Origin of the sequence: Streptomyces kaniharaensis, from assembly GCF_009569385.1 — a bacterium.
GTDB classification, from domain to species: Bacteria; Actinomycetota; Actinomycetes; order Streptomycetales; family Streptomycetaceae; genus Kitasatospora; species Kitasatospora kaniharaensis.
Map to the genome: position 1 here is coordinate 1,692,711 of NZ_WBOF01000001.1, position 21,593 is coordinate 1,714,303.

Consider the following 21,593-nt stretch of genomic DNA (forward strand, 5'->3'; position numbering starts at 1 on the left):
TCCGGCTCGGCGGCTTGGGGGCGGCCCCCGGCGCTCGGCCGGGGATCGCCTTCCAGGATCTCACGCCGCCCGGGCGCCCCCGGAATCCATTTCCGGGGACGCCCGAGGCGCGGCCGCCGCCTACTGGCTCTTCGGCGGCTGGTAGTCCTTGCCGAGCACGACGACGAGATCGGCGTTCTGGGCGTCGCCCGCCTTCTTCACCGCCGTGTCCGGCAGGCCGAGGCTGGTCGCCAGCGACTTCGCCGCCGCCTGCCGGGCGTCGTCGGTGTAGCGGATCTCACTGGCCGGCTGCGCGGCGGTCTTGGAGCCGCCGGGGATGAAGGTCAGCCCCGCGTTCATGATCTGGATCTGCGCCGCGGCCGCCGCCTGGTCGTTGCCGGAGGCGTCCTGGATCGAGACCCGGGCCGGGGCGTCGGCCGAGGTCGCGGACTTCACGGTGCCGCCGAGCACGTCCTTGACCTGCTTGCCCGCGGTGGCCTCGTCCAGCGTGCCGTCCGGCTTGACGGTCAGCGTGGTGGCGCCGAAGTGGCCGTTCTTCGCCTGCTGGGCGAGCTGGGCGAGCACCCCGGCGAGGGCGTCCTCGGGCAGCGACGGGTCGAGCACCGCGTTCATCCGGTGCACGTCGTCCTTGGCCTCCTTGAAGTCGGTCGGCATGGTGCGCACCACGGCGTCCATGACCTGCCCGAACCGGGCCAGCTGGGCGTCCCGGTTCTCGCCGGGCGCCTGCAGGGTGGCGTAGGCGACCGCGGCCTTGCCGTTCAGCAGGGTGTTCTTGCCGGCCGCGCCGAGCACCTTGCCGTCCGGCTTGCCGCCCTCGTGGGTCTCGGCGTTGGTGTCCACCCGGACACCGCCGAGCTGGGAGACCAGCATCTCCAGGTACGGGGTGTCCAGGCGCCAGGTGCCGGCGACCGGGGTGCCGAGCACGGCGGCCAGGCCGTCGCGGGTGGCCGAGGCGCCCATGACCGGGTCCAGCGCCTGGCCGACGGTGGCGACCGGCGGGTCGCCGGGGCCGGGCAGGCGCAGGGTGTCGGGGAGCAGCAGCACGGTGCCCTTGCCCCCGGCGGAGTCGTTGACCAGCAGCGCGCTGGAGACCTTGCCCTGGAGGTCGCGCAGGTGCACCACGTTGACCTGGCGCGGGCCGGCCGCCTTGGCCGCGGTCTGCTTCTCGCCGGTGAAGTACAGGTAGCCGCCGGTGCCGGCCGCCGCGAGCGCCACGACGACGCCGAGGCCGATCAGCCGGTTGCGCAGCCGCCGGCGGCGTTCGGCGCGCACCTCGCTGCGGGACTCGGCGAACTTCAGCCAGTCGATGACGTCCTCGGTCTCCTCCGCCTCCTCGTCGACGAAGGTGAACTCGCCGGTGGCGTAGGAGTCCCTGGGCTCCCTGGCCTTGGGCGTGCGGCTGCCGGCGACCATCTCGGACGGCGCCGCGGGCTTGGCCGGCGCGCCCTCGGCCGGCCGGGGCGCGCGGGTGCGGGGCGGCACGGGGGCGGGCGCGGGCACCGGGGCCGCCGGCTCGGGCTGCGGCTCGGCGACCGGGTAGGGCTGCTGGTAGCCGTCGTAGGTGTACGGCTGCTGCTCCTGGTACCCGTAGCCGCCCTGCTGGTACGCCTGCACGGGCTGGCCGTACTGGTCGTACTGCTGCACCGGCTGCTGCTGGTACGCCTGGTAGGGCTGCTGGTACTGCTCCTGGTAGCCGCCGTACGGGTCCTGGGTGTACGCCTGCACGGGCGGTACGGGCTGCCCGTACTGGTCGTACTGCTGCACCGGCTGCTGCTGGTACCCCTGGTAGGGCTGCTGGTACTGCTGGTACTGCCCCGTGGACCAGTCGTCCGGCTGCTGTCCGACGCCGCCGTTGCGGTCACTCATACGCCCACCTCGCTTCGCTCGGCGGTCGCTTCGCGATACACGCACGCCTTGACGGTTCCGCCGCGGCCTCCGGCCGGAGGGAACCCCATGCTTCGCTCACCCACGCGCACTCCCGGGTCAGGTCCGGTGCGGCGCGTACAGCGCCCGCTTGTCGATGTAGCGGACCACTCCGTCCGGGACGAGGTACCAGACCGGCTCGCCCTTGGCGACCCGGTTGCGGCAGTCCGTGGAGGAGATGGCCAGCGCCGGGACCTCCACCAGGGAGACCCCGCCCACCGGAAGCCCGGCGTCCGACAGAGTGTGCCCCGGCCGGGTGCACCCGATGAAGTGGGCGAGCGAGAAAAGCTCGTCGGAGTCGCGCCAGGAGAGGATCTGGGCGAGCGCGTCGGCGCCGGTGATGAAGAAGAGGTCGGCGTCGGGGTGCAGCGCGTGCAGGTCGCGCAGGGTGTCGACGGTATAGGTCGGCCCCTTGCGGTCGATGTCGATCCGGCTGACCGAGAACTGCGGGTTCTCGGCGGTGGCGATGACCGTCATCAGGTAGCGGTCCTCGGCCGGGGTGACGTCGCGGTCGCTCTTCTGCCACGGCTGCCCGGTCGGCACGAAGATCACCTCGTCCAGGTGGAACGCGCTCGCCACCTCACTGGCGGCGACCAGGTGGCCGTGGTGGATCGGGTCGAAGGTGCCGCCCATCACGCCGAGGCGCTTCTTCACCGCCTCCGGTCCGCCGGGGAATCCGGTCTGCTCTCCCATGCCGCCACACCTTACGCGACGCCCGTTACGGTGCGGGAACGCCGGTGCGGGAGGCCTGCCGGACATGCACGAGGGAGCGGCCGGCCACTGCGCCGGACGCTCCCCGAGGGCCCCTGACCGGGCTCAGCGGTCCCGGTTGAAGCGGGTCGTCACGTAGAGCAGGAGCAGCAGGATGAACAGTGCGGCGCCACCCGTCAGGTACGGGTTGAGGCTCTCGTGGTTGCCCCCCTCGCCCTCGGCGAGCAGGTTCAGGACGGGGAGTGCGGCGGCAGTGCTCATGGTCGGCGGGACCTTCTCGGCTCGGTGAACGGACCTGGGGTGGTTCCGGGCCGTGAGGGCCCACCCGTCATCGTACGGGGGGCCGCACGGCAACCGCTCGGCGGCCCACCGCCGCTGATCGGGCGTGAGCCCGGCGGGCCGGGGCGGGGTTCAGTTGCCGCGGAAGGCGCGCGCCATGATCCAGACCAGCAGGCCGACGCCGACGAAGGAGGCGATCACGATGACCCGCAGGAGGATCCCCGGGCCGGCCTCGTCGGAGATCGGTGCGGCCAGGCTGACAAGCGTGTCGGTGGACATCTGTGGGGCTCCTCGAACTGCTCGGTACCGCGGCCGGGTCCGGTCTCGGTGGTCCAGGAATTCAGGGTAAACCGGCCTCACACCCGCGCCGCCCACCGGCCCCTCCGGCGCCGGCCCGGGGCCGGCGCCGACCGTCCGCGGCACGCGTACGCTGACCCACCGGGGACGAGTACGCAACCACGGACGTTGCACAAGCAGTCGTTGCAGGCGAAGACCACCGGGGGGCCGGCCGCAGGCCGGGGCCGCCGTCGACAGGGAGGTACTCAGACCATGACCGACACCACCGCGAAGACCCCGAGCCGGCGCCGCCAGCGCTTCCCCGAGATCTCCACCCGGGCCTGGGAGCACCCCGCCGACCGCTCCGCCCTGGTCGCGCTGCGCAAGCTGACCGGCTTCGACGACGTCCTGAAGAAGCTGGCCGGCCTGGTGTCCGAGCGGGCGATCCGGCTGATGTTCCTGGCCACCGCCGTGAAGACCTCCGAGCGCCAGTTCCCCGAGCTGTACGACATGGTGCGCGACGCCGCCTACGTGCTCGACCTGGAGCAGGTCCCGGACCTGTACGTCACCCAGGACCCGACGGTCAACGCGTACACCATCGGCATCGACACCCCGATCATCGTCATCACCAGCGGCCTGGTCGAGCTGCTGGACGAGGAGGAGCTGCGCACGGTCATCGGCCACGAGGTCGGCCACGCGATGTCCGGCCACGCCGTCTACCGGACGATGATGCTGATCCTCACCAACATCGCCGCCCGGATCGCCTGGGTGCCGCTCGGCAACCTGGCGATCATGGCGATCGTCACCGCGCTCAAGGAGTGGTTCCGCAAGGCCGAGCTGTCCAGCGACCGGGCCGGGCTGCTCGCCGGGCAGGACCTCCAGGCGTCCATGCGGGCCCTGATGAAGCTGGCCGGCGGGCACAACCTGGCCGAGATGAACGTGGACGCCTTCCTGGAGCAGGCCGAGGAGTACGAGAAGGCCGGCGACCTGCGCGACGGCGTGCTGAAGCTGCTCCAGGTGCTGCCGCAGAGCCACCCGTTCGCGGTGGTCCGGGTCGCCCAGCTGAAGAAGTGGGCGGAGAGCGACGAGTACCGCTCGATCCTGGCCGGCGCCTACCCGCGCCGCGCGGACGACCCGGACACCTCCGTCACCGAGCAGTGGAAGGCCGCCGCCGACCACTACACGACCTCGGTGAAGGAGAGCAAGGACCCGCTGATGGGCCTGATCCGGGACGTGGCCGGCGGCGCCGCGACCGTCAGCGGCAAGCTCCGCGACACCTTCGCGGGCGGCGGCGCGCGCCCCGGCTCGTCCTCGAAGGACTCCAGCGACTCGTGACCTGACAGCCGTCGACGGCCGGTACCCCGCTCCCGGGGTCACCGGCCGTCGGACTGCCGGCGCCGACCCGTCAGCCCGCCAGCACCCCGCACACCTGCCATGCCGGGTGCGCGTGGTTGCCCGGGTCGATCGCCTGCGGGGCGGGGACCTGCGCGCCCTGCGAGGTGGCGAGCACCGGCTGGAGGAAGCCCGCCATCGACGTCGTGCACGGCTGCGGCCCGGCCTGGATCACCGAGTCGACCAGCCGCAGCTGCCCCGAGCCCAGGTCGACCCGGTCGAACTGGAAGGTCAGCTGCCGCCGCACGGTCTCCAGCGTGACGGGCGAGCCGCTGGGAGCACCGGCCGGCTTCAGCGCGTAGACGAAGGTGTGGTCGGTGGTGATCTGCAGCGCCCCGCCGTCCGTCTCGTCGATCCGCATCGCACCGGCCACCTTCACGGTGTCGGCCGCCAGGGCGACCTGCGCCGGGTCGAAGCGGACCATCCACCCGGTCACCGCGTGGTGCCGGTCGTCGACGGGCTGGGCGACGCTCGCGTCGAACTGGGCCTGCTCCCCGGGGGTGACGAAGGCCCGCACCTCCGCGGTGGCGCCCTGGATCAGGGTGGCCGGCGTCAGTGAGGAGGCGACCAGGTAGTGCTGGACGGTGTCGAGCGCCTTGGTCACCTCGACCCGGCTGAAGTGCTCGGTGGCGGCCCCAGCCGGGGTCCCGAGCCCGATCGCGCCGTCGCTGTACCCGACCGGCAGCGCGGCGAACGGACTCGCCGGGTCGGCGACCGGCCTGACCACCGAAGCCGGGCTCAACGCGACCAGGCTGACGGTCAGTTGGGTGCCCTCGGGCCGGCCCGCGGACCGGTTGGGCGAGCTGACGCCGAAGTACACGGCGGCGGCGAAGGACAGCAGGATGAGCAGCAGCAGGGCGAGCGCCTGGCGGGGCACGGTGCCCAGCGGACCGAGCCGCACCCGGGGCCGGGTGGCCTTGCCGAAGGAGCCGGCGAGCCGTTCCCGGGCGGAGAGCTCCTGGATCCGGGCAGCCCGCACAAACGATTCGTCGAAGACGACGGACCGGAACTCGTCCTCGTTTCCGGAACCGCCCTCGGGCGTACCCTCAGGAGGTTCACGCGGGTCACCCATAACACCAGGGTAGGCGGACACCCGCGCCGCCACGAGGGTGCTCACACAGATTCCCGGAAACGCTCCGTGACCGCCCGCCCCGGGCGTGCGACCCCCGCGGATCAGCCCGTCGGCGCGGTCACCACCAGCGACGGCTCGGCCGGCGTGGGCGTCGGGTCGACCCCGGCGCTGCTGCTGCCGGACGTCGGCCGCCGGGGTGCGCCGGCCGCGCCGCCCACGCCCTGGTAGATCGCCGCGACGGCGACCGCCACCAGGCTCACGCCCATGATCACGGCGAGCACCCAGGCCACCGGCCGGTGCCAGCGCTGCTGGGCGACGTAGCGCCCGCGCGCCCGCACCGGGTCGTAGCCGACCCGCCGGCCCCAGCGGCGGCCCGGCCGGCCGCTCGCCCGGCCCGGGCCTGACCAGGGGTCAGGGTAGAGGTGGTCGTCGTCGAGCCCGCTCGGGTACGGGCGCAGCTCCAGCGGCAGCCCGTCTCCGGCCGGGACGTCATAGCCCCAGCCCGGGCCCGCGGTGTCCGGCTCGAACCGGGCCTCGGCGGCGGCGAGCTGCCGCTCCTTGGCCGTCGGCTCGTGCACGGCGGCGGACCGGACGAAGGCCTCATCGAAGACCACGGTGGCGAACTCGTCGTCCGCACCACCGTGGTCGGCGCCGTCGGGGTACGGCAAGCCCCCCACATCCTCAGCCACGGATTCAGCCTATTACCGGGCAGGCGATTTGTCTGTGGCTCCTCGCAGTTGGTCCGTCACACGTGTGACGCGCCCCGTTCAGCCCGCGTCGGCGGCCCCGCCCACGGTCTGCGTCGCCTCGCCACGGACGTGCCCGTCACCAGTGACGATGTACTTGGTGCTGGTCAGCTCGGGCAGGCCCATCGGGCCGCGGGCGTGCAGCTTCTGGGTGGAGATGCCGATCTCGGCGCCGAAGCCGAACTCACCGCCGTCGGTGAAGCGAGTGGAGGCGTTGACGGCCACGGTGGTCGAGTCGACGAGCTGGGTGAAGCGGCGGGCCGCGGCCTGCGAGGTGGTGACGATCGCCTCGGTGTGGCCGGAGGACCAGCGGCGGATGTGCTCGACGGCCGCGTCCAGTGAGGGCACCACGGCGGCGGCCAGGTCGTACGAGAGGTACTCGGCGCCCCAGTCCTCGTCGGTGGCGGGCACCACGGTGGCGGCGCCGCCCTCGGCGGCCTTGAGCACCGCGTCGTCGCCGTGGACGGTCACCCCGGCCTCGGCGAGCGCGGCGAGGGCGAGCGGCAGGAAGGCGTCCGCGATGTCCTGGTGGACGAGCAGCGTCTCGGCGGCGTTGCAGACGCTGACCCGCTGGGCCTTGGAGTTCAGCAGGATGCCGACGGCCATCGCCAGGTCGGTCTGCGCGTCGACGTAGACGTGGCAGTTGCCGGTGCCGGTCTCGATCACCGGCACGGTGGAGCCCTCGACCACGGTGCGGATCAGCGAGGCGCCGCCGCGCGGGATCAGCACGTCGACGAGGCCGCGGGCACGCATCAGCTCCTGGACGGAGTCGCGGCTCTCGCCCGGGACGAGCTGGATGGCATCGGCGGGCAACCCGGCGTCGGCCACGGCGTCCCGCAGGACGGCGATCAGCGCGCTGTTGGACCGGTACGCGGAGGCCGAGCCGCGCAGCAGCACCGCGTTGCCGGACTTCAGGCAGAGCGCGGCGGCGTCCACGGTGACGTTCGGCCGGGCCTCGTAGATGATGCCGACCACACCGAGCGGCACCCGCACCTGCCGCACGTCCAGGCCGTTGGGCAGGGTGTAACCGCGGACCACCTCGCCGACCGGGTCGGGCAGACCGGCCACGTCGCGCACGTCGGAGGCGATCGCGGCGATCCGCTCGTCGGTGAGGGTCAGCCGGTCGATCACCGACTCGGCGGTGCCGGCCGCACGCGCCCGGGCGACGTCCTCGGCGTTGGCGGCGGTGATCTCGGCGCTCCGGGCGACCAGCGCGTCCGCGATCGCCAGCAGCGCGTCGTCCTTCGCCCTGCGCGGCAGCGGGGCGAGCGCGGCGGCGGCCTCCCGGGCTCGGCGCGCTACGGCGATGACGGGGCTGTCGGCGGTGGCGAGGTCACTGGTCATGCGCCAAGGGTAGCGACTGCGCCCGGCTTGCCGGGCCGCTATTTCGGCCGATGAGACACCCTGCGTCCACGGTGAGGCGGTCGCCGTCCACCGGGGATCAGTACGGGTGCACCCCGCCCAGGTGCGGTGGCGGATCGCCGAAGCCCTCCGCCACCCGCTTGTGGTACGTCGCCCGGTCGACCACCTCCAGGCCGACGATCTCCCACGGCGGCAGCTTCGCGGTCACCTTGTGCTCGCCCCACAGCCGCAGCGCGATGGCGGCCGCGTCGTGCAGGTCCCGGGCCTGCTCCCAGTAGCGGATCTCCGCGTGGTCGGCGGCGTACCGGGCGGTCAGGAAGAACGAGTGGTCGTGCGCGAGCCGCTCCAGCGAGGCACGCAGCGAAGGCAGCGGGGTGACCTGCCCGGCCACGCTCAGCACCACGTGCCAGAGCCTGGCCTGCTCCGGCACGGTGGGCGGCTCCCCCGCGTCCTGCCGCTCCGGCCGGAGCCTGCGCACCCCGCCGGGCGCGTGCGGCGGCGGACCGGACGGCTCGGCGGGGCCGTCCCCCCGTCCGCCGTCGATGCTGGTCAGCCGCCGGTCCGCCGTCCCTCCGGTCAGCGCTTCCCCGCGCCTGCGTTCCACCGGCGGCCTCCTGTTCGGCGATGTCCTGTCGTCCCCCACCGGCCGCCCCCGCCGGCCCTCGGCCGGCGCGTACGGCTGCGCCCTTCCTCGCCCGCGGCCGCGGCCGCTCCCCGTGCGGAGCGGCCCACCGGCCGGTCAGCCGCGCAGGACGACCAGGTCGTCGCGGTGGACGACCTCCCGCTCGTACGCGGCGCCGAGCTCCTGCGCCAGGTCGCGGGTGGACCGGCCGAGCAGGCGGGGCAACTCCCTCGCATCAAAGTTGACCAGTCCGCGCGCCACGATGTGGCCGTTTTCGGCAATAAGGTCCACCGGATCACCCGCGGCGAACTCCCCGTCCACCTTGGTGACCCCGGCCGGCAGCAGCGAGGCGCCGCCGGAGACGACCGCCTGGACGGCCCCCGCGTCGAGGTGCAGGGCGCCGCGCGGGCTGCTCGCGTGGGCCAGCCAGAGCATCCGGTCGGAGGTGCGGCTGCCGGTGCGCAGGAACAGCGTGCCGGTGGACCGGCCGGCCAGCGCGTCGGCCGCCTGGCTGGCCGCGGTGAGCACCACCGGGATGCCCGCGCCGGTGGCGATCCGGGCGGCCTCGACCTTGGTGACCATGCCGCCGGTGCCGACGCCGGCCTTGCCAGCGCTGCCGATCTCGATGCCGTCGAGGTCGTGCTGGCCGTGCACCTCGGCGATCCGGCTGGTGCCGGGGCGGGACGGGTCGCCGTCGTAGAGGCCGTCGACGTCGGAGAGCAGCACCAGCAGGTCGGCCCGGACGAGGTGGGCGACCAGCGCGGCCAGCCGGTCGTTGTCACCGAACTTGATTTCGGCGGTGGCGACGGTGTCGTTCTCGTTGACGATCGGCATCGCGCCCATCGCCAGCAGCTGGTCGAGGGTGCGGTAGGCGTTGCGGTAGTGGGCTCGCCGGCTGGCGTCCTCGGCGGTGAGCAGCACCTGGCCGACCCGGATGCCGTAGCGGGCGAAGGAGGCGGTGTAGCGGGCGACCAGGAGGCCCTGGCCGACGCTGGCGGCGGCCTGCTGGCGGGCCAGGTCCTTGGGCCGCCGGTCCAGGCCGAGCGGGGCGAGCCCGGCCGCGATGGCACCGGAGGAGACCAGGACGACCTCGGGCGGGTCGGTGCGGGCGCGCACCTTGGCGAGCGCGTCCACGAGGGCGTCGACGCGGTCGGCGTCGAGGCCCCCGGCCGCCGTGGTGAGTGAGGAGGAGCCGACCTTGACGACGATCCGCCGAGCGGTCAGCACCTCCTCCCGCAGTGAGTCCTCGCTCATCTCGCTGTACGCCCTTCCGGTGTGGTGCGGGTGCGGCGGGCCCGGCCCGGCCGTCACACCCGAAATCTACGCGATCCACGCAGGTCGGCCGCAGCGTGTTTCACCGGCTGGACCCGGGCCTGTCACGGCCTCGCCACAGCCCGGCCGCCAATCCGGATGGCTGGTATGGTCCCTGACCGAAAGCCAGATCGGGGGACGGCTTCTTGCCCGCTGTACCCACTCGTCTTCGACATTCCTGTCATCGGGCGGCGCCGCACTGGGCAGGCCGGCAACGGTTCGCGGTCGCGCGCCCAGGAGTTAGCGCACCATGCGTTCGTACACCACGAAGCTGACCGTCGCCGCCGTGGCGGCGGCCGCCGCCATTTCGCTCGCCGCCTGCGGCCCGGACAACTCGGACACCAATGGTGGCGCCACGGGCGGCGGCACCGCCGCTCCGGCGCCCACCTCCGCAGGCCCGGGTGCCGCCTCGGGCGGTGCCGCGACCGGCGGTTCCACCTCGGGCGGTACCGCCACCGGTGGTGCGGCCACCGGCGGCGCGACCGGCGGTTCGACCGCGGCCCCGTCGGGCGGGGCCTCCGGCGGCGCTGCCGCCGGCGGCGCGGCCACGGGCGGTGCCACCACCGGCGGCGGCACCGGTGGAAAGGGCCTGCCGCAGGCCGCCACCGCGGTCAAGTTCGGCCAGCCGGCCACCGTCGACTTCAACGACAAGATGTCGAACGGCCCCACCAAGCTGGAGATCACGATCACCGGCATCACGCCCGGTTCGATCAAGGACTTCCAGGACGCCAAGGCCCCCACCACGGGTCTCGACGGGCGCGACCTGTTCTACGTCAGCTGGACGATGAAGAACCTGACCGACACCAAGATGGCGTTCACCTCGCCGGACTCCAAGCTCCTGGTCTTCGACGCCAACGGCAAGACCAGCAGCTTCGCCAATCCCACCGCCGCGACGCCGATCTCCAAGTGCACGCTGCCGCCGAGCTTCTCGGTCGCGACCAAGGGCGCCGAGGTCAAGGGCTGCGACATCGTCAGCTTCCCGGCCGGCAGTACGCCGGTCCTGGTCGGCTACACCAACCTGACCGACAACACGAAGCTCCAGGCGTCCTGGGCGAAGTGACGCCCCGGCACGCATGAGCGAACGGCGCGGCCCCGCCACCCTCGCAGGGTGGTGGGGCCGCGCCGCGTCGCACTCAGTAGTCCTCGTCGTCGCCCTCGTCGATGGCGGCCTGCCGGCCGCTGGACAGCGCCTCGAAGGCGAGGAACTCGGCCTCGGCCGCGTCCCGCCCCTTCTGCTTCTCGCGGCGCCGGTCGACCGCCGGGCGCGGGCTCTCGAAGCGGTGGTCCTCACCGCGGCGGCCGAGCATCTCGGCGCCGGCGGCCATGGTCGGCTCCCAGTCGAAGACGACGGCGTTCTCGTCCGGGCCGATGATGACGGTGTCGCCCTCGTGCGCCCCGACCTTCCACAGCTCCTGCTCGACGCCGAGGCGCGCCAGCCGGTCGGCGAGGTAGCCGACGGCCTCGTCGTTGGCGAAGTCGGTCTGGCGGACCCAGCGCTCCGGCTTGACGCCGCGGATGCGGTAGGCGCCGTCCTCCTCGGTGATGGTGAAGCCGGCGTCGTCGACGGCCTTGGGCCGCAGCACGATCCGGGTGGACTCCTCGACCGGCTTGGCGGCGCGCGCCTCGGCGACGATCTTCGCCACCGCGAAGCTCAGCTCGCGTAGGCCCTTGCGGGAGGCGGCGGACACCTCGAACACCTGGTAGCCGCGCTCCTCCAGGGAGGCGCGGGTGAGGTCGGCGATGTCCTGGCCGTCCGGGACGTCCACCTTGTTGAGCGCGACCAGGCGCGGGCGGTCGTCCAGGCCGCCGTACTCGGACAGCTCGGCCTCGATGGTCTCCAGGTCGCTGAGCGGGTCCCGGCCGGGCTCCAGGGTGGCGCAGTCCAGCACGTGCACCAGCACCGAGCAGCGCTCGACGTGCCGCAGGAACTCCAGGCCCAGGCCGCGGCCCTGGCTGGCGCCCGGGATCAGGCCGGGCACGTCGGCGATGGTGTAGACGGTGTCGCCGGCGGTGACCACACCGAGGTTGGGGATCAGCGTGGTGAACGGGTAGTCCGCGATCTTCGGCTTGGCGGCGGAGAGCACCGAGATCAGCGAGGACTTGCCGGCGCTCGGGTAGCCCACCAGGGCCACGTCGGCGACGGACTTGAGCTCCATGACGATGTCGCGGGCCTCGCCGGGCTCGCCGAGCAGGGCGAAGCCGGGCGCCTTGCGGCGGGCCGAGGCGAGCGCCGCGTTGCCGAGGCCGCCGCGGCCGCCCTGGGCGGCGACGAAGCTGGTGCCGTGGCCGACCAGGTCGGCCAGCACGTTGCCCTTGCGGTCCAGCACGACGGTGCCGTCCGGCACCAGCAGGACGAGGTCCTCGCCGTCGGCGCCGGTGCGGTTGCCGCCCGCGCCGGGCTTGCCGTTGGTGGCCTTGCGCTTGGGCGAGTGGTGGTACTCGAGCAGGGTGGTGATCTGGGCGTCGACGGTGAGGATGACGCTGCCGCCCTCGCCGCCGTTGCCGCCGTCCGGCCCGCCGAGCGGCTTGAACTTCTCCCGGTGCACGGAGGCGCAGCCGTGGCCTCCGTTACCCGCGGCGACGTGAAGTTCGACGCGGTCCACGAAGGTGGTCATGGGTGTGCCTCCAGTGCGGATGAGTCTGTTTGCTGCCTGCGGTAAAGCAAGAAGGGTGGACCGGAACATTCCGGCCCACCCTTCATTGTGAGTCCGCTGGGACTCGCGAGTCCGCTCGGACTCAGGCCTCGACGGCCACGATGTTGACGACCTTGCGGCCGCGGCGGTTGCCGAACTGCACGGCACCGGCGGTCAGCGCGAACAGGGTGTCGTCGCCACCGCGGCCGACACCGGCACCCGGGTGGAAGTGGGTGCCGCGCTGGCGGACGAGGATCTCGCCGGCGGAGACGACCTGGCCGCCGAAGCGCTTCACGCCGAGGCGCTGGGCGTTCGAGTCACGGCCGTTACGGGTAGAGCTTGCGCCCTTCTTGTGTGCCATATCTCGCTATCCCCTTACTTGCTGACCGAGTCGATGCTGGTGATGCGCACCGCGGTGTGCTGCTGACGGTGACCCTGACGGCGGCGGTAGCCGGTCTTGTTCTTGTAGCGCAGGATGACGATCTTGTCACCCTTGGTCTGGTCGACCACCTCGGCGTGAGCCTTCACGCCGGCCAGGACCCACGGGTCGGAGGTGACGGCGTCACCGTCGACGACCAGGATGGTCGAGAGCTCCACCGAGTCACCCGGCTTGGCCTCGATACGGTCGATCTCCAGCACGTCGCCGACGGCGACCTTGTGCTGGCGGCCGCCTGCGCGAACGATCGCGTACATGCGGTACCTGCTTTCCTAACTCGGTCGGAACTCCCGACGCCAGCCACCTGGGTACGGACACAGGGGCCTCTTCCCGCCCGCCGCGCGGACGCGGCGACTCGGAAAGGTGATGTGCTCGGGAGCATGGCGTAGACACGCCGATGTTCAAGAATACGGACCGGCCGCCGCGGGGGCAAACCGGCTCGTACGGGCCCGGGGGCGGGACGGGTCCCGCCCCCGGGCGTGGGCACTACTCGGCCGCCGTATCACCTTCGGCGGCCGCGGCCTTCTTGGCCGCCGCGCTCGTCCGCTTGGTCGCGGTCTTGCGGGCGGTGGTCTTCTTTGCCGCCGTCGTCGTCTTCTTGGCGGCGGTCTTCTTGGCGGCGGTCTTGCGGGCGGCCCGCTTCTTCGGAGCCGGCGCCTCCTCGGCGGCGGCCTCGGCGGGCTGCTCGGCCGGCACCTCGGCGGGAGCCTCGGCCGGGGCCTCGACGACCACGGCCTCCGCGACGGCAACCTGCTCCGCCGGAGCCTCGGCAGCCTCGGCGGCGGCCTCGGTCACCGCGGCCTCGGCGGCCGGGGCGGCGGCCTTCAGGGCCGCCTCCAGCGCCGCGTCGGCCCGCGCCTGGAGCACCACGATCTCCGCCTCGGCGGGCGCACCCGCCGGAGCCGTCGCCTTGCGCACCGCACGGCGGCGGGTGCGGCCGACCGGCGCGGCCGGGGCCTCCTCGGCAACAGCCGGCTCGGCGGCCGGTGCCTCGGCGGCAGGCGCCTCGACACCCGGGACCTCGATGGCCAGCTGGCCCTCGATCTCCTCGCGCACCGGCTCGACGGCCTCGACGGCAGCCTCGACGGCGACCTCGGCCACCGCGGCCTCGACGGCCTGCGGCTCCTCGTGGACCGCCCCGCCCTTGCCCCGGCGGCGGCGCTTGCCGCCACCCGAGCCCGCCTCGGCGGCGGCCGCCGGCGCGTGGACGTGGGTGCTCGGCTGCTCCATGTGCACGATCACACCGCGGCCGTTGCAGTGCACGCACGCCTCGGAGAAGGACTCCAGCAGGCCCTGGCCGACCCGCTTGCGGGTCATCTGCACCAGGCCCAGCGACGTGACCTCGGCCACCTGGTGCTTGGTCCGGTCCCGGCCCAGGCACTCCAGCAGGCGGCGCAGCACCAGGTCCCGGTTGGACTCCAACACCATGTCGATGAAGTCGATCACGATGATGCCGCCGAGGTCGCGCAGCCGCAGCTGGCGCACGATCTCCTCGGCCGCCTCGATGTTGTTCCGGGTGACCGTCTCCTCCAGGTTTCCGCCCTGGCCGACGAACTTGCCGGTGTTGACGTCGACGACGACCATCGCCTCGGTGCGGTCGATCACCAGCGAACCGCCGCTCGGCAGCCAGACCTTGCGGTCCAGCGCCTTCATCAGCTGCTCGTCGATCCGGTAGGTGGCGAAGACGTCCACCTCGGAGGTCCACCGCTGGAGCCGCTCGGCGAGGTCCGGGGCCACGTTGGAGACGTAGTCGTGGATGGTGTTCCACGCCTCGTCGCCGGAGACGATGACCTTGGTGAAGTCCTCGTTGAAGATGTCACGGACGACCCGGACGGTCATGTCCGGCTCGCCGTACAGCAGCGCGGGGGCGTTGCCGGTCGCGGCCTTCTTCTGGATGTCCTCCCACTGCTGCTGGAGGCGCTGGACGTCGCGGGTCAGCTCGTCCTCGGAGGCGCCCTCGGCGGCGGTGCGCACGATGACGCCCGCGTCGTCCGGGACGATCTTCTTGAGGATCTGCTTCAGGCGCGCGCGCTCGTTCTCGGGGAGCTTGCGCGAGATGCCGGTCATGGAGCCCTCGGGCACGTAGACCAGGTAGCGGCCGGGCAGCGAGATCTGGCTGGTCAGGCGGGCGCCCTTGTGGCCGATCGGGTCCTTGGAGACCTGCACCAGCACGGACTGGCCGGACTTCAGCACCGACTCGATCCGGCGCGGGCCGCCGTGGCCGCCCAGCGCGCCGAAGTTGACCTCGCCGGCGTAGAGCACGGCATTGCGGCCCTTGCCGATGTCGACGAACGCGGCCTCCATCGACGGCAGCACGTTCTGGACCTTGCCCAGGTAGACGTTGCCGACGTACGAGGTGGCCTGCTCCTTGTTGACGTAGTGCTCGACGAGCACGCCGTCCTCGAGCACGCCGATCTGGGTGCGCTGGCCGTTCTGGCGCACCACCATGACGCGCTCGACCGACTCCCGCCGGGCCAGGAACTCGGCCTCGGTGATGATCGGCACGCGGCGGCGGCCCAGCTCGCGGCCCTCGCGGCGGCGCTGCTTCTTCGCCTCCAGACGGGTCGAGCCCTTGATGGACTGCACCTCGTCCGGGTCGAAGGACGGCTCGGTGGAGCGGCGGCGCGGCTCGCGCACCTTCACCACCGTGCGGACGCCGTCCTCGGTGGTCTCGGCGGCCTCGACGGCGCCGGCCTCACCGGTGCGGCGGCGACGGCGGCGGCGACGGCGGGACGACGACAGGCCGGCGGCCAGCTCGTCCTCCTCCTCGTCGCCCTCCTCCTCGGCGGCGGCCACGGCCGGCTCCTCGGCGGGCTGCTCGACCTCGTGGGCCTCGGCCTCGAACTCCTCGGCCTCGCCACGGCGGCGGCGACGGCCACCACGGCGGCGGCGGCGCGACGGACGGCCGTCCTCCTCCCACTCGCCCTCGGTCTCCGGACCGGCGGCGGGGGCCTCGGCGGCCGGGGCCTCGGCGGCGGGCACCTCGACGGGCGCCGCGACGACCCGCTTGGACCGGGCCGGCTCGACGCGGGTACGGACCCGGCGGCGGCGGCCGACACCGCTGTACTCGTACTCGTCTTCCTCGCGCTCGGCAGCCGGCGCGGCCTCGACCGGGACCGGGGCCGGGGCGGCGGCGGGCTGCTGCTGCGCGGCCGGAGCGACGAAGGGGGCCGGCTCCTGGAACACCGGGGCCTGGAAGACCGCGGTGGCCGGGCGGACCGCACGGCGGCGCACCCGGTGCGACGGCTCGGCCTCGGCGACCGGCGCGGGGGCGGGCTCGACGACCGGCGCGGGCGCGACGGCCTCGGCCTCCTCGGCGGGCTCCTCCTCGACGACGGGCTCCTCGGCCGCCGGCTCCTCGACCGGGGCCTCGACGACCGGCGCGGCCTCGACCACACGACGGCGGCGGGTCCGGCGGGCCGGCGCGGCGGGCGCCTCCTCGGCCGCGGGAGCCTCGGCCTGCGGCGCCGCCGGAGCCTCGACGGCGGCGGGGGTCTCCACGGCGGCCGGCGCCCCGGCGGGGGCCTCGGCGCGCTTGCGGGTGCGACGGGCGCGGACCGGCTTCTCGGCCACCGGCTCGGCCGCAGGGGCCTCCTCGGCCGGAGCCTCGGCAGCCGGAGCCTCGGCGACGTCCGGCGCGGCGACCACGATCGGGCTCGCCTCCGGCGCCCCGGCGGGCGCCTCGGCGCGCTTGCGGGTCCGGCGGGCCCGGACCGGCTTCTCGGCCACCGGCTCGGCCACAGGGGCCTCCTCGGCCGGGGCCGCCACGGCGGGCGCCTCGGCCGCGATGACCGTCTCGGCGGCCTCGGCCGCCGCACCCTGCGGGGTGCCCGCGGGGCGGGACACCGCGCGGCGACGGCGGCGCGGCGGCGCGGCGGACGCGCCCTCGCCACCGGCCGAAGCGGTGTCGTTCTGTTCCGTCGCAGACTGCTGCGGATCGGTGTTATCGAGCATGCGGGTGGATCTCCCGTCAGGCCCCCGGGCTCCGCATCCGGGCACGGCACGTCACCGGTGGCCGGCCGGCATCGCGACGATGCTCGGGCCGGACCCTTTCACGGTGCCGCCGCGCGGACGCGAGGCCGCACAGGGGCTCGTAGTCTCGCTCGGCGCCCCACGCTCGGCGGGGTGTCGAAAGTCTTCTGGTCTGACCAGTCTTCTGAGGTTTTCCCAAGCTGCGCCGTCCCCCAACCCCGGGTGGCTCCCGGACGGGGTCCTCGGGCCCACCGACCATCCGGGTCGGCGGGCCGCAAGAGGCCGGCCTGTGCTGCGACGACGCTCGCTCCCCTGGAGAGCCGCGGGAACCCCGGAGGGCCGTCGGGCCCAGTGAGGCACTGGACCCGGCCTCCGCCCGCTAGGCGGACGCGGTAGCGCGCGGCCCTGCGGCCGGATCGGAACCGGCCGGGGCCGCGGCGCGGTCGAGCGCCAGCGGGTCGGTCACCGTGCCGGTCTCCTCGTCGAGCGGCCCCTGCGCCAGCCTGGTCACCTCTGCGGGGACCGGCGGCGCCAGGTCGGCCGTCGCACGGAGACCGGACAACACGTCGTCGGGTCGTACGGCGGGTGTGGCGTGTCGTACTACCAGGCGCAGTATCGCACAGGGACGGCCGGTCCGAACATCGTGGTCCGTTCCGGCTGCCGTGTCCGTACCACCGTCGACCTGCGGCGAGGCGACGTCGAACGCCGCCACCGCACCGCGCGCGTCGAAGACCCGCACGCCGTTCTTGGTCAGGCGCTCGACCTCGACCCGCTCCTCGGCGAGGAACACCGCGACCGCACGGGCCGCCTCCTCGGGCGCGACACCGTCCAGCCGGAGCTGCCACTCGGAGGCCTCGAGACGCTCCACGAAGTTCGGCGTCCGGACCTCCACCGCGTCGATCACGTCCAGGCCGGCCGGCAACGACTCGTCCAGTTGCGCCCGCAGCTCCTCGGGGTCGCGGAGGGCGGCGAGACCGATCTCCAGGTACTCCGCCTCGCTGGCCACCCCGGTCGGGGCGGCGTTGGCGTAGGACACCTTGGGGTGCGGGGTGAAGCCGGCCGAGTAGGCCATGGGCACGGCGGAACGGCGCAGCGCGCGCTCGAAAGCGCGCTGGAAGTCGCGGTGGCTGGTGAAGCGGAGCCGGCCGCGCTTGGTGTAGCGGAGACGGATCCGCTGCACCGTCGGCGCGGGCGGCGGACCGTCGGGCGTACGGCGTGCCAGGGTCGCTCAGTCCTTAGTCAGTTGTCCCCGTCCGGCGCGGCGGTTTCCCGCCACTGCCCGGACGCTGTCACCTCAAAGGGTACGCGCCCCGCCGTACCACTCGCTCCGCCCCTGGTCAGCCGCATACCGACGACCCCCGGCCGGAGCGTTCCGGCCGGGGGTCGAGGAAGCCGTCGGGCTACCGAGCGCGGGCTACTTGTTGACGACGCTCAGCGGCAGCAACTTCTTGCCGGTGGGGCCGATTTGGATGTGCGTGTCCATCTGCGGCCATATGGACACGGACCTAAAACTCTCGCTAGCCTCTGTGACATGGGGAAGCGCACACGGACGGCGAGCGCCGCCAAGCAGAAGAGCTACACGGTTGAGGCCGAGTGGACGGCCGCGGACCTCGGACTACTGGAGGAACTGAAGAGAGCTGACGCCCTGCTGCCGGCGGACGCACCGCGCGCACTGATCTCGGTCCGGCTGTCAGTACTGACGGAGGACACCACTTCCCCCGTCCGACAGGAGCTCGATCTCCGCCGCGAGGCCCTGAACCGCGGGTGCCGGGTCGTCGGGGTCGCCAGCGACCTCAACGTCTCCGCGACAAAGGTGCCACCGTGGAAGCGGAAGCAGCTGGGCGAGTGGTTGAACGACCGCTCGCCCGAGTTCGATGTCCTGCTCTTCTGGAAGCTCGACCGGTTCATCCGCCGCCTGTCCGATCTAAACGTCATGATCGACTGGGCGTTGAAGTACGGAAAGAACCTCATCTCTCTCAACGACTCGATCGACCTCACTACGGTCGTTGGAAAGATCATGGTGACGCTCATCGGCGGGATCGCCGAGATCGAGGCGGCCAACACCAGCACGCGCGTGGCGAGCCTGTGGGACTACGCCAAGACACAAGGTGACTGGCTCGTGGGGAAGCCTCCCTTCGGTTACGTCACCGGGGAGGACGAGAGCGGGAAGGTCGGTCTCTATGTCGACCCCGATGCGTACCGCGCTCTGCACTGGTGTCGGCGCATGGCCCGGAGGCGTGTCTCCGCGCGGCGGATGGTCACAGTCCTGAAGCGTGCGGGCCTGGCGAGCGACGGACTCACTCCTTCTACTCTGCTGCGCCAACTCCGTAACCCGGCGCTCACGGGCTACCGGGTTGAGGAGGACAAGCAGGGCGGAATTCGGCGGTCAAAGCTCGTTCTCGGCACGGACGGCAAGCCGATCAAGGTTGCTGAGCCGATCTTCACGGAGGACGAGTTCAAACAGCTGCAATCCGACCTCGACCTCCGCAGCACGAACCAGCCGCAGCGGCAGCCCGGCGGCGCGACCAAGTTCCTTGGCGTCATGATCTGCGCCGACTGCGACACCAACATGTACGTGCAGAAGACGACGACCAGCGGCAGGGTCTACCAGTACCTCCGCTGCCAGAAGTGCAAGGCCGGCGGTCTGGGCGCGCCCGACCCGGAAGCGGTCTACGGCAGGCTCGTCGCGGACGTGCTGTCCGTCCTCGGGGAGGAGCCCGTTCAGACGCGGGCCTACGCACAGGGGGCGGAGGCCCGTATGGAGCAGAAGCGGCTTGAGGAGTCCGTTGCCTACTACATGAAGGAACTGGAGCCGGGAGGCCGGTTTATGAAGACCAAGTTCACCAAGGAGAAGGCGGAAACGACCCTCGACAAGCTGATCGCCGATCTCGAAGCCATCGACCCAGAGTCCACGAAGGACCGGTGGGTGAACGTCCACAACGGGAAGACGTTCCGCGAACAGTGGGAGGAAGGCGGCATGGAGGCCATGGCCGCCGACCTCCGACGAGTGGGCATCATGTGCAAGGTCACCAGGACGAAGATCCCGAAGGTCCGCGCTCCCAAGGTCCACCTCAGGCTGCTCGTCCCGAAGGATGTGCGGAAGCGACTGGTACTCAAGGAGGACGACTTCGGCGAGAAGTTCTAGGGGTGAGAGGCCCGGTGCTCTGCCGGTGCCTCTCCCCGCCATCTCACCAGGTCGAACGGCTCTTCACCGCCGTCCTGGTCGATCATGACGATCTCGCTCTCGATAAGTGGTGCAGCCGTCCGGTTCGCGTCCTCGTCAGGGCGGCGGCCGGTCACCTCGGCTCCCAATTCTGGTCGGCACGTGCCAGTTCCTCACGAGCGGTCTGCCGGTTGGCGGCGAGGCCTTCGGCGATGCCAGCCGCGATGAGGGCTTCGCCGGGGGTATGCCCGGTTCCGGCGAAGCGCCAGGCGGTTTCGGTGGTGGTCTCGGAGTCCCAGTCGGTGTACAGGTCGCGGGCGCCAGCGAGGGTGCGGGCGTGTTCCGCGCGGTCGGCACGGAGTTGGCCGTAGGTGGTGGAGTAGGCGTAGGTCTTGGTGAGGCAGTGACCCCGGTAGCCGAGCATGTGGGCCCAGGTGCGCAGGCGCAGGTGTTGCAGTTCGGGCAGGCCGCCTAGGCGCCAGGCCGTGGCGATGAGGGCGCGAACGTGGGGGGTGACGTGCAGCGCCCGTATCTCCGCGAGGGATGTGATGCGGCGGTCGACAGCTCCCGCGGTCTCGGCGCTCTTGCTCGTGTACTTGGCGACGTAGGCGGCTACGGCATCGTCCGTGAGCCGTCCGCCGTTTCCGTTCGTGATCGGGTGGGCGTCGAGCTGGGTGCCGAAGCTGAGCCGCCCGCCGCCGTAGGCCGCCGAGTAGGGGCACGGTAGCGCCACGGCGGAAGCCGCCGAGTGGACCGTCTCAAGGAGGAGGTCCGCGGTTGCCCAGGCCGGGGGCGGAGAGGCGGGCCCGTCGGGGCCGTCGAGGCGGATGACGGCGTGGAAGTGGACGGCGCCGCGCTTCTGGTACTCGGCGACCTTGGTGGCCGACACGCGGACCAGGGTGCGCACCTCTGAGCGGCCAACGCCCGCCCCGGTGGCGACGTGGTGGTAGAGGTTGTCGCGGAAAGCCTTCCACAGTGCGGGGGCCATGGCGTTCCACAGGATGTGGCCGGGGTAGTGGTAGCAGTTGCCGCACAGCGGCTGTCCGATGAGCGGGTCCGTGTCCGGGTGGGTTCGGCCGCAGCCATGACGCCCGCCGTGCTCGCAGCGTCGGCGCCGGGCCCGGTGGCAGTCGCCCGCGCGGTGGACCGGGCCGAACGAGGGGGCAGTCAGGGTGACGAACAGGCGCGGGTGCTTGCGCACCGTGTCGGGGACGCCCTTGCCGCCGATGAGGCCGGAGCGGACGAGGTGGAAGGTGTCACCGCTGTGCTCACGGGAACAGGACGGACAGCGGGAGGCCCGGCGGTTGCGGCAGCGGACGGCCAGTCGGCCGCCGGGTTCAGTGGCGGTCGTGAAGTGCCGCAGGACCTCACCCGTGGCGGCGTCCAGGGTGGTGGAGTGCCCGGTGAGGTAGACCGGTTCGGCACAGCCGCCGGTTGCACGGATCTGCTCCAGCCACCTGTCCAGGTCCGGCATCTCGCCGAGGCGGACCAAGTCGCGGTCTATGGAGGGTAGTTGGCGCAGCCGCGCCTCCCGGTCGAGGAAGGCGCGGCGTGCGGTGGGGTCGGTGTACGGGTTGGGGTGGGTCATGGTGGGTGTCTCCAGGGCCAGGGTTCGCCGGGCCCCGGCCGGGCCAAGCTGTGCGTGGTGCGGCCGGGGTTGGCATGGGGGCGGGTGGAGGGTGTCCGGCGGTCGGT

Annotated in this window: 18 protein-coding genes; 3 read left to right on the forward strand and 15 right to left on the reverse strand. The window is 72.7% G+C overall.

Annotated elements, in window-relative coordinates; all coding sequences use genetic code 11:
- Positions 1–120: 120 nt before the first annotated feature.
- The 4 genes from F7Q99_RS07735 to F7Q99_RS07745 form a co-directional block, all read right to left on the reverse strand.
- Positions 121–1,866, reverse strand: a complete 1,746-nt coding sequence (locus F7Q99_RS07735) for an LCP family protein (protein ID WP_153460625.1) — start codon at positions 1,864–1,866, stop codon at positions 121–123.
- A gap of 117 nt (positions 1,867–1,983) precedes the next feature.
- Positions 1,984–2,616: a nicotinate-nucleotide adenylyltransferase gene (nadD, locus tag F7Q99_RS07740; protein WP_153460626.1), complete on the reverse strand. Its 633-nt coding sequence runs from the start codon at positions 2,614–2,616 to the stop codon at positions 1,984–1,986.
- Positions 2,617–2,739: 123 nt separating this feature from the next.
- Positions 2,740–2,895, reverse strand: coding sequence for a hypothetical protein (locus tag F7Q99_RS40330; RefSeq protein ID WP_195911012.1), 156 nt, complete (start codon positions 2,893–2,895; stop codon positions 2,740–2,742).
- Between the two features lie 150 nt (positions 2,896–3,045).
- On the reverse strand, positions 3,046–3,192 hold the full coding sequence (locus F7Q99_RS07745; protein ID WP_153460627.1) for a hypothetical protein: 147 nt from the start codon (positions 3,190–3,192) through the stop codon (positions 3,046–3,048).
- A 270-nt stretch (positions 3,193–3,462) separates the two neighbouring features.
- Here F7Q99_RS07745 and F7Q99_RS07750 point away from each other — a divergent pair, with 270 nt between their 5' ends.
- Positions 3,463–4,524, forward strand: coding sequence for a M48 family metallopeptidase (locus F7Q99_RS07750; protein ID WP_153460628.1), 1,062 nt, complete (start codon positions 3,463–3,465; stop codon positions 4,522–4,524).
- Between the two features lie 70 nt (positions 4,525–4,594).
- Here F7Q99_RS07750 and F7Q99_RS07755 read toward each other — a convergent pair whose 3' ends face one another.
- From F7Q99_RS07755 to proB, 5 genes are all read right to left on the reverse strand, one after another.
- Positions 4,595–5,653: an SCO2583 family membrane protein gene (locus tag F7Q99_RS07755; protein ID WP_153460629.1), complete on the reverse strand. Its 1,059-nt coding sequence runs from the start codon at positions 5,651–5,653 to the stop codon at positions 4,595–4,597.
- Positions 5,654–5,754: 101 nt separating this feature from the next.
- The gene (locus tag F7Q99_RS07760) at positions 5,755–6,342 is read right to left on the reverse strand and encodes an SCO2584 family spore wall biosynthesis protein (RefSeq protein WP_326846399.1); all 588 of its coding nucleotides are present in this window, start codon (positions 6,340–6,342) and stop codon (positions 5,755–5,757) included.
- Between the two features lie 78 nt (positions 6,343–6,420).
- On the reverse strand, positions 6,421–7,743 hold the full coding sequence (locus tag F7Q99_RS07765; protein ID WP_153460630.1) for a glutamate-5-semialdehyde dehydrogenase: 1,323 nt from the start codon (positions 7,741–7,743) through the stop codon (positions 6,421–6,423).
- Positions 7,744–7,840: 97 nt separating this feature from the next.
- Positions 7,841–8,365: a hypothetical protein gene (locus F7Q99_RS07770; RefSeq protein WP_326846400.1), complete on the reverse strand. Its 525-nt coding sequence runs from the start codon at positions 8,363–8,365 to the stop codon at positions 7,841–7,843.
- A gap of 135 nt (positions 8,366–8,500) precedes the next feature.
- The gene (proB, locus tag F7Q99_RS07775) at positions 8,501–9,637 is read right to left on the reverse strand and encodes a glutamate 5-kinase (protein WP_153460631.1); all 1,137 of its coding nucleotides are present in this window, start codon (positions 9,635–9,637) and stop codon (positions 8,501–8,503) included.
- A 307-nt stretch (positions 9,638–9,944) separates the two neighbouring features.
- On the opposite strand from proB, the gene F7Q99_RS07780 reads away from it, so the two are divergent.
- Positions 9,945–10,754 carry a hypothetical protein gene (locus F7Q99_RS07780; RefSeq protein WP_153460632.1) on the forward strand — a complete coding sequence of 270 codons (810 nt, stop codon included), beginning with the start codon at positions 9,945–9,947 and terminating at the stop codon, positions 10,752–10,754.
- 73 nt (positions 10,755–10,827) lie between these two features.
- Here F7Q99_RS07780 and obgE read toward each other — a convergent pair whose 3' ends face one another.
- The 5 genes from obgE to F7Q99_RS07805 form a co-directional block, all read right to left on the reverse strand.
- A complete protein-coding gene (gene obgE, locus F7Q99_RS07785) occupies positions 10,828–12,309 on the reverse strand; it encodes a GTPase ObgE (protein ID WP_153460633.1) in 1,482 nt (493 codons plus the stop codon).
- 121 nt (positions 12,310–12,430) lie between these two features.
- The gene (gene rpmA / locus F7Q99_RS07790) at positions 12,431–12,688 is read right to left on the reverse strand and encodes a 50S ribosomal protein L27 (RefSeq protein ID WP_030058248.1); all 258 of its coding nucleotides are present in this window, start codon (positions 12,686–12,688) and stop codon (positions 12,431–12,433) included.
- A gap of 14 nt (positions 12,689–12,702) precedes the next feature.
- Positions 12,703–13,020, reverse strand: coding sequence for a 50S ribosomal protein L21 (gene rplU, locus F7Q99_RS07795; RefSeq protein WP_045696828.1), 318 nt, complete (start codon positions 13,018–13,020; stop codon positions 12,703–12,705).
- Positions 13,021–13,249: 229 nt separating this feature from the next.
- The gene (locus F7Q99_RS07800; RefSeq protein ID WP_153460634.1) at positions 13,250–16,717 is read right to left on the reverse strand and encodes an Rne/Rng family ribonuclease; all 3,468 of its coding nucleotides are present in this window, start codon (positions 16,715–16,717) and stop codon (positions 13,250–13,252) included.
- 397 nt (positions 16,718–17,114) lie between these two features.
- Complete coding sequence (locus F7Q99_RS07805) at positions 17,115–17,915, reverse strand: TIGR03936 family radical SAM-associated protein (RefSeq protein ID WP_326846401.1); 801 nt, start codon at positions 17,913–17,915, stop codon at positions 17,115–17,117.
- A 351-nt stretch (positions 17,916–18,266) separates the two neighbouring features.
- Between F7Q99_RS07805 and F7Q99_RS07810 the strand changes: the two genes are divergently transcribed.
- The gene (locus tag F7Q99_RS07810; RefSeq protein WP_153460636.1) at positions 18,267–19,880 is read left to right on the forward strand and encodes a recombinase family protein; all 1,614 of its coding nucleotides are present in this window, start codon (positions 18,267–18,269) and stop codon (positions 19,878–19,880) included.
- Between the two features lie 151 nt (positions 19,881–20,031).
- Here F7Q99_RS07810 and F7Q99_RS07815 read toward each other — a convergent pair whose 3' ends face one another.
- Positions 20,032–21,486 carry an FAM166 family protein gene (locus F7Q99_RS07815; RefSeq protein WP_230210173.1) on the reverse strand — a complete coding sequence of 485 codons (1,455 nt, stop codon included), beginning with the start codon at positions 21,484–21,486 and terminating at the stop codon, positions 20,032–20,034.
- Between the last annotated feature and the right edge of the window lie 107 nt (positions 21,487–21,593).